General features: G+C 71.9%; 5 protein-coding genes. 4 read left to right on the top strand and 1 reads right to left on the bottom strand.

All coding sequences use genetic code 11. The annotated features are described in order from the left end of the window. The coding region (locus tag QH283_RS13920) for a septum formation family protein (protein WP_280503425.1) at positions 1-881 on the bottom strand (881 nt) is incomplete at its 3' end. Between the two features lie 129 nt (positions 882-1,010). Between QH283_RS13920 and serS the strand changes: the two genes are divergently transcribed. The 4 genes from serS to QH283_RS13900 all read left to right on the top strand — a co-directional run. After that, positions 1,011-2,273: a serine--tRNA ligase gene (gene serS, locus QH283_RS13915; RefSeq protein WP_280503424.1), complete on the top strand. Its 1,263-nt coding sequence runs from the start codon at positions 1,011-1,013 to the stop codon at positions 2,271-2,273. 159 nt (positions 2,274-2,432) lie between these two features. Continuing rightward, a complete protein-coding gene (locus tag QH283_RS13910; RefSeq protein WP_280503423.1) occupies positions 2,433-4,205 on the top strand; it encodes a putative bifunctional diguanylate cyclase/phosphodiesterase in 1,773 nt (590 codons plus the stop codon). 174 nt (positions 4,206-4,379) lie between these two features. Continuing rightward, positions 4,380-5,624 (top strand): MFS transporter, encoded by a 1,245-nt coding sequence (locus QH283_RS13905; RefSeq protein ID WP_280503422.1) that lies wholly within the window; start codon positions 4,380-4,382, stop codon positions 5,622-5,624. A 107-nt stretch (positions 5,625-5,731) separates the two neighbouring features. Next, positions 5,732-6,131: DMT family transporter (locus QH283_RS13900; protein ID WP_280503421.1), on the top strand; the 400-nt coding region annotated here is incomplete at its 3' end.

The raw sequence follows: 6,131 nt of genomic DNA, 5'->3' as shown, positions 1-6,131 counted from the left end.
TATGCCCCCGGCGCGCACTCGCCCGGGGCGGGGGGCTGGTTCTGGTTGATGCCGCGGCTGGTGCCGGGCTCTAAGATCTTGGACTGGCCCTGGGCGCGCGCGCTGCCCGTGGGGGGCAGCGGCGCACCGGTGCTCGCGGAGAACTGCAGACCGCAGCGCAGCGTGCGGTCGCCCGCCGCCCAGCCGTCGGCGCTCGGGTACATCAGGCCGACCACGTAGCGCCCGCGCGGGTCGTACCTGCCGTTCATGTAGCGCTGCACCGCGGGCACGCAGTGCTCTTCCTTGAGTTCGGTCAGCCGCAGCGAGTCGGGGAAACGGGAGCCGGGACCGAACTCCACGCCGGGATACCGGGACATGTCGATGTCGGCGGCCACCTCGAACAGGTGCCGGTTGGCGCAGTCGACCTTCACCAGGTCGCTGCGGTCGGCCTTGCTCCAGCTCAGGCAGTCGCCGGTGGAGGCGGTGCCGAACTCCTTGTCCAGCACGGTGTGCGCGGGCGCGGCCGGGCTGTGCACCTCGGGCGCGGAATCGCTCTCGAAGCCGGTGACGGCGAGGGTGACCAGCGCGGCCACCACCGCGCCCGCCGCCGTGGCCAGCAGACCCCAGCGCAGCTTGTGCGCCGACAGGCCGCCCGACGACGCGTCCCCGCCGGCGGGAACGGTGGCCGTCCCGTGCGGGTCGGTGTCGCCGATCGGATCGGTCGCGCCGATGCCGGGATCGGTGTCGTCGATCGGGTCCGTTCCGCCCGCCGCGGCCGTGCTCGGCTTCCCGGCGCGGCCCTTCCCGGAACGCGCCCGGTCGCCGCGCGCGCGGAACAGGCCGGAGCGCCCCCGGGAACCCGGCTCGGGCGCAGGCGTCTGTGGCACATCGTCGGTGGACATCGCGCTCCATCATGGCAGCCGCCCCCGCACGGTGCCACGAGACCGTTCGCGCGCGGCCGCGAGCGCCCGCGGACGACGCCGGGATGCCGTGCGCACCAGGCCGCGAGCCGAGGACTAGGCTGATTGCCCATGATCGACCTCCGACTCCTGCGGGAGGCCCCCGACGTGGTGCGTGCCTCGCAGCGCGCGCGTGGTGAAGACCCGGCTCTGGTCGACGCCCTGCTAGAGGCCGACGCGGCCAGGCGCGCGGCGGTCGCCGCCGCGGACAACCTGCGCGCCGAGCAGAAGGCGCTGAGCAAGCAGATCGGCAAGGCCGCCGAGGCGGACCGGCCCGCGCTGCTGTCCCGCGCCGGCGAGCTGTCGGTCGAGGTCAAGGAGGCCGAGGCCGCCCAGGCCGCCGCGGACGCCGATCTGGCGGCCGCCCACCGCGCCATCTCCAACGTGGTGCTGCCGGACGTGCCTGCGGGCGGCGAGGACGACTACGCCCTGCTGGAAACCGTCGGCGATGTCCCGGAATTCGATTTCACGCCCAAGGACCACCTCGAACTCGGCGAATCGCTCGGCCTGTTCGACATGGAGCGCGGCGCCAAGGTCTCCGGCTCGCGCTTCTACTTCCTCACCGGCCACGGCGCGATGCTGCAACTCGGCCTGTTGCAGCTGGCCGCGCAGAAGGCCGTGGCCAACGGCTTCACCATGATGATCCCGCCGGTGCTCGTCCGCCCGGAGATCATGGCGGGCACCGGCTTCCTCGGCCAGCACTCGGCCGAGGTCTACCACCTGGCCGACGACGATCTGTACCTGGTCGGCACCTCGGAGGTGCCGCTGGCCGGCTACCACGCCGACGAGATCATCGACCTGTCCTCGGGCCCGAAGCGCTACGCGGGCTGGTCGTCGTGCTTCCGCCGGGAGGCGGGCAGCTACGGCAAGGACACCAGGGGCATCATCCGGGTGCATCAGTTCGACAAGATCGAGATGTTCGTCTACACCACGCCCGACCAGGCCGAGGCCGAGCACGAACGGCTGCTGGACTGGGAGCGCGAGATGCTCGCCGCCGTAGAGGTGCCTTATCGCATCATCGACGTCGCCGCCGGTGACCTCGGCAGTTCCGCGGCCCGCAAGTACGACTGCGAGGCCTGGGTGCCGAGCCAGAGCACCTACCGCGAGCTCACCTCCACCTCCAACTGCACCACCTTCCAGGCGCGCAGGCTGTCGGTGCGCTATCGCGACGAGAACGGGAAACCGCAGATCGCCGCCACGCTGAACGGCACCCTGGCCACCACCAGGTGGATCGTGGCGATCCTGGAGAACCACCAGCGGGCCGACGGCTCGGTGCGCGTGCCCGCGGCGCTGGTCCCCTTCGTCGGCACCGACGTCCTGCGCCCGGTGAAGTAGCAGGCCGGGAGCGGGACGGGGTCGCGATGTCGGAATTGGTGGATGTGGCGACCAGGGTGCTGTGCAGTGTCTAGGCTGTGGGGCGTGCGAGGAATCGGGGCGCGCGGCGATACCCGAACCCGGGTGCGGGCGGCATCGGCGCTGGCGACGGCAATGGTCATGGCGAGAACCACCGGGGCGTTCTACGTCATGGGTGGCGTGCTCGGCCTGGCGATCACCGCGGTCGCCCCGGGTGACGAGGGTAATCGGCTGCTGGTCGGTACCGCGGCGGCGATCGCGCTGCTGCTCGGCTTGACGCTGCTCGCATGGGGGCCGCGCCTGCCGCACGCGATCCATCACGGCTACGTGGCGGTCGCGACGGTGCTCGTCACCATCGCCGTGCACGATTTCCCGAACACCACCGGCGCACTCGGCCTTGCCTCCTTCTACGTCTTCATCGCCTGCGACGCCGCGCTGTTCTTCCGCATGACCCAGGCCGCCGCGCACATCGCCTTCGCGGTGGCGCTGTGCCTGTGGGTGGTGCCGACCCGCGGTTTCGACTGGTGGTCGGGCATCATCCCGGCGGGCGTGACCGTCGGGGTCGGCGTGGTGGTCGGCATCCTCACCCGGATGGCCTCCGAGGCCGACATCGACGTGCTCACCGGCCTGCTCAACCGGCGCGGCTTCGACCGGGCGCTGAACACCGCGATCACCCAGGCCACCCGCACCGGGCAGAGCCTGTCGCTGGTGCTGGTCGACCTCGACCGCTTCCAGAAGATCAACGACCACCTCGGCCACCGCGCCGGCGACGCCGTGTTGCAGCGGGTGGCCGACACCTGGTCCAAGCTGCTCGCCCCCGACCAGCGCCTGGCCCGCTACGGCGGCGACGCCTTCGCGCTGCTGTTGCCCAATGTCACCGAGCAGGCCGCGATCCTGCTCACCGAACAGCTGCGCGCGGCGGTCACCACCGGTTGCTCGGCCGGTGTCACCTCGTGGCAGCCGGGTGAGTCCGGCTCGCTGCTGGTCAGCCGCGCCGATGTCGGCCTCTACCGGGCCAAGCAGGCGGGCCGCAACCGGACGGTGCTGGAGAGTTCCCGGCAGCTGCCGCTGGCCGTCGAGCTGCGCGAGGCGATCGACCGAGGCGCTCTGGACGTGCACTACCAGCCGATCGTCAGCCTGACCGAGGGCGGCGGAAAGGCTGTCGGCGTCGAGGCGCTGCTGCGCTGGTCGTCCAGCGCCCAGCCGGATGTCACCACCGAGGGCCTGATCCGCGTCGCCGAGGAATACGACCTGATCTCCGACCTCGACGAGCTGGTGCTGCGCCGCGCCTGCGCCGATGCCGCCCGGCTCCAGGAGACCTTCGCCCAGCTCGACCTGACCCTCAACGTCAATGTCAGCGGCTTGGAGCTGGCCGAGGCCGGCTACGCCGAGCGGGTGTGGGACATCCTGTCCTCCACCGGCTGGCCCGCCGACCAGCTGGTGCTCGAGGTGACCGAATCCGAGCTGGCCGCGGAGTCCCAGACCGCCATCGCCAATCTGCACACCCTGCGCGATCGCGGCGTGCGCATCGCCATCGACGACTTCGGCACCGGCTACTCCTCGCTGAGCAGGCTGGCCACGCTGCCCAGCGACATCCTCAAGGTCGACCAGTCCTTCGTCGCCGCCATCCGGTCCGACTCGCCCGCCCCGCCGCTGCTCGGCGTGATCGCGGCGCTGAGTTCGGCGCTGGATCTGCAGGTGATCGCCGAGGGCGTGGAGACCGAATACCAGGCGGCGGTGCTCACCGAGCTCGGTTTCGCGCTCGCGCAGGGCTACCACTACAGCGATTCGCACCCGGTCTCGGAGCTGATCAACGATCTCAACCAGGGACAGGGTCGCATCGGCGGTGGCGCCGACCGTGCCGAGGAGGACCAGGACGCCGTGGCCTCCCACGGCTGGGTTCCGCTGAACTAGTCGCCGGGTGCCGTATCCGCCGGGGCGCCGAAAATCGCTTGACGACCCGCGATGCCACCGGGAAAGCTGACAGACATGACTCTTCGACTCAGCGGTCCGGTACTCCGCTTCACCAATTTCTTCACCGGTTATTGACACACCTCCAGCTCCGGCGGCGCAGGCCGCCACGACCCCGTGCGTGGTCTCGCGATCCGCGCGGTGCTGGTCAAGGGCTCGCGTGAATTCATCCCGCTGTACGCCCTGTACGCGCTGCTGTTCGCCGATCACGGCCTGAACACCGCGCAGATCTCCTCGCTGCTCGCCCTGTGGTCGGTGACCTCGTTCGTGCTCGAGGTGCCCTCCGGCGCCTGGGCCGACACCGTGTCCCGGCGGCTGCTGCTCGTCGGCAGCGGCGCGCTGGTGGCCGCGGCGTTCACGCTGTGGACCGTGACGCCGTCCTACCTGGGGTTCGCCCTCGGCTTCGTGCTCTGGGGTGTGTCCAGCGCGCTGGAATCGGGCACCTTCGAGGCGCTCGTGTACGACTCGCTGGCCGCCGAGCAGCGGACCGACGCCTATCCCCGGATCATGGGCTACGCGCGCGCCGCCGCCGAGAGCACCGTCGTGGTGGCGATCCTCGCGGCCGCGCCGCTGTACGCCCTCGGCGGGTATGCGCTGGTCGGCTGGGTGAGCGTGGCGATCGCGGTGGCGCATACGGCGATCTGCCTGTTGCTGCCGGACGCGCCCAGGTCGGCGGGGGAGCCCGAGGACACCGACGACGCCGAACCGACGACCATCCGCCGCTACCTGACGATGCTGCGCGCCGGTCTCGGGGAGACCATGCGGGTGCGGCGGGTGCGGCGCGGCGTGGTGCTGGTGGCGCTGCTGTTCGGCATCACCGCCTACGACGAGTACTTCGCGCTGCTCGCCCAATCGGCGGGAGTGTCGACGACGGTGGTGCCGGTGCTCATCGGCATCACCGTGGTCGGCTCGATGACCGGCACGCTGCTCGCCGGTCGCACGAGCTCGCTCCCGGCGCGGACGCTGGCCAGGATGGTCGGCGTCGGTGGTGTGCTGTTCGTCGGCGGCTCGCTGGTCGCCGGGGCCGCGGCGGGCAGGCCGGAGTTGGCCTACCCGCTGGCCGTCGCCGGGTTCGTGGCCATCGCCGCCGGATACGGCACGATGCTCAATGCCGAGGTGGTGGCCGACGCCCGGTTGCAGGACGCGATCGAGGGCCCGGCCCGCGCGACCGTCACCTCGGTGTCCGGCCTGCTCGCCGAGGTGGTCTCCCTGGCCGTCTTCGGCGTGGCGGCCCTGGCGGGTGTCTGGCTGTCCATGTCGGTCACGCTGGCGCTGCTCGGCACGGCCGTGCTGGTCATCGCCGCGCTCATGCCCGGCTGGTTGCCCCGCCGCCGGGCCAGGGTCGCCGGCACCTCGGAGTGAGCGGCATCTCGGAGTGAGCAGGCACGTCGCAGTGATCCGCCCGGCCCGCCCGGCGGACCGCGCTCGGGGATGGGCGGGCCGGACAGGGCGGGCGGTACGGTTTCGGCATGGCCGCGCGGATGAGGTTGGGGGTGGCGTGCGGTTTCGCGATCGGCGCCGCCGTGGCGGTGCAGGCGCGGATCAACGGGGCGCTGGGGGCGCGGCTGGCGGACGGGATCGCGGCGGCGGTGGTCAGTTTCGGCACCGGGCTGGTGCTGGTGCTGATCGCCTTCGCGGTGAGCGGGCGGCTGCGTGGCGGGTTGGCGCTGGTGCGGGCCGCGCTGGCGGATCGGCGGTTGCGGCGGTGGCAGTTGCTGGGCGGGCTGTGCGGGGCGTTCTTCGTGGCGAGCCAGGGGCTGACGGTGGCGGCCATCGGGGTCACCGCGTTCATGGTGGCGGTGGTGGCCGGACAGCTGGTGAGCAGTCTGGTGGTGGACCGGCTCGGTCTGGCGCCGAGCGGGCGCACCC

It is taken from the genome of Nocardia farcinica (assembly GCF_029867845.1).
Taxonomy (GTDB): domain Bacteria; phylum Actinomycetota; class Actinomycetes; order Mycobacteriales; family Mycobacteriaceae; genus Nocardia; species Nocardia farcinica_A.
This window is presented reverse-complemented; position numbering and strand designations above follow the sequence as displayed.

What these genes read in the sequence shown, in the direction of transcription:
- QH283_RS13910 (WP_280503423.1), top strand. Translation starts at nt 2,433, where the DNA reads ATGGCGAGAACCACCGGGGCGTTCTACGTCATGGGTGGCGTGCTCGGC.
- serS (WP_280503424.1), top strand. Translation starts at nt 1,011, where the DNA reads ATGATCGACCTCCGACTCCTGCGGGAGGCCCCCGACGTGGTGCGTGCC.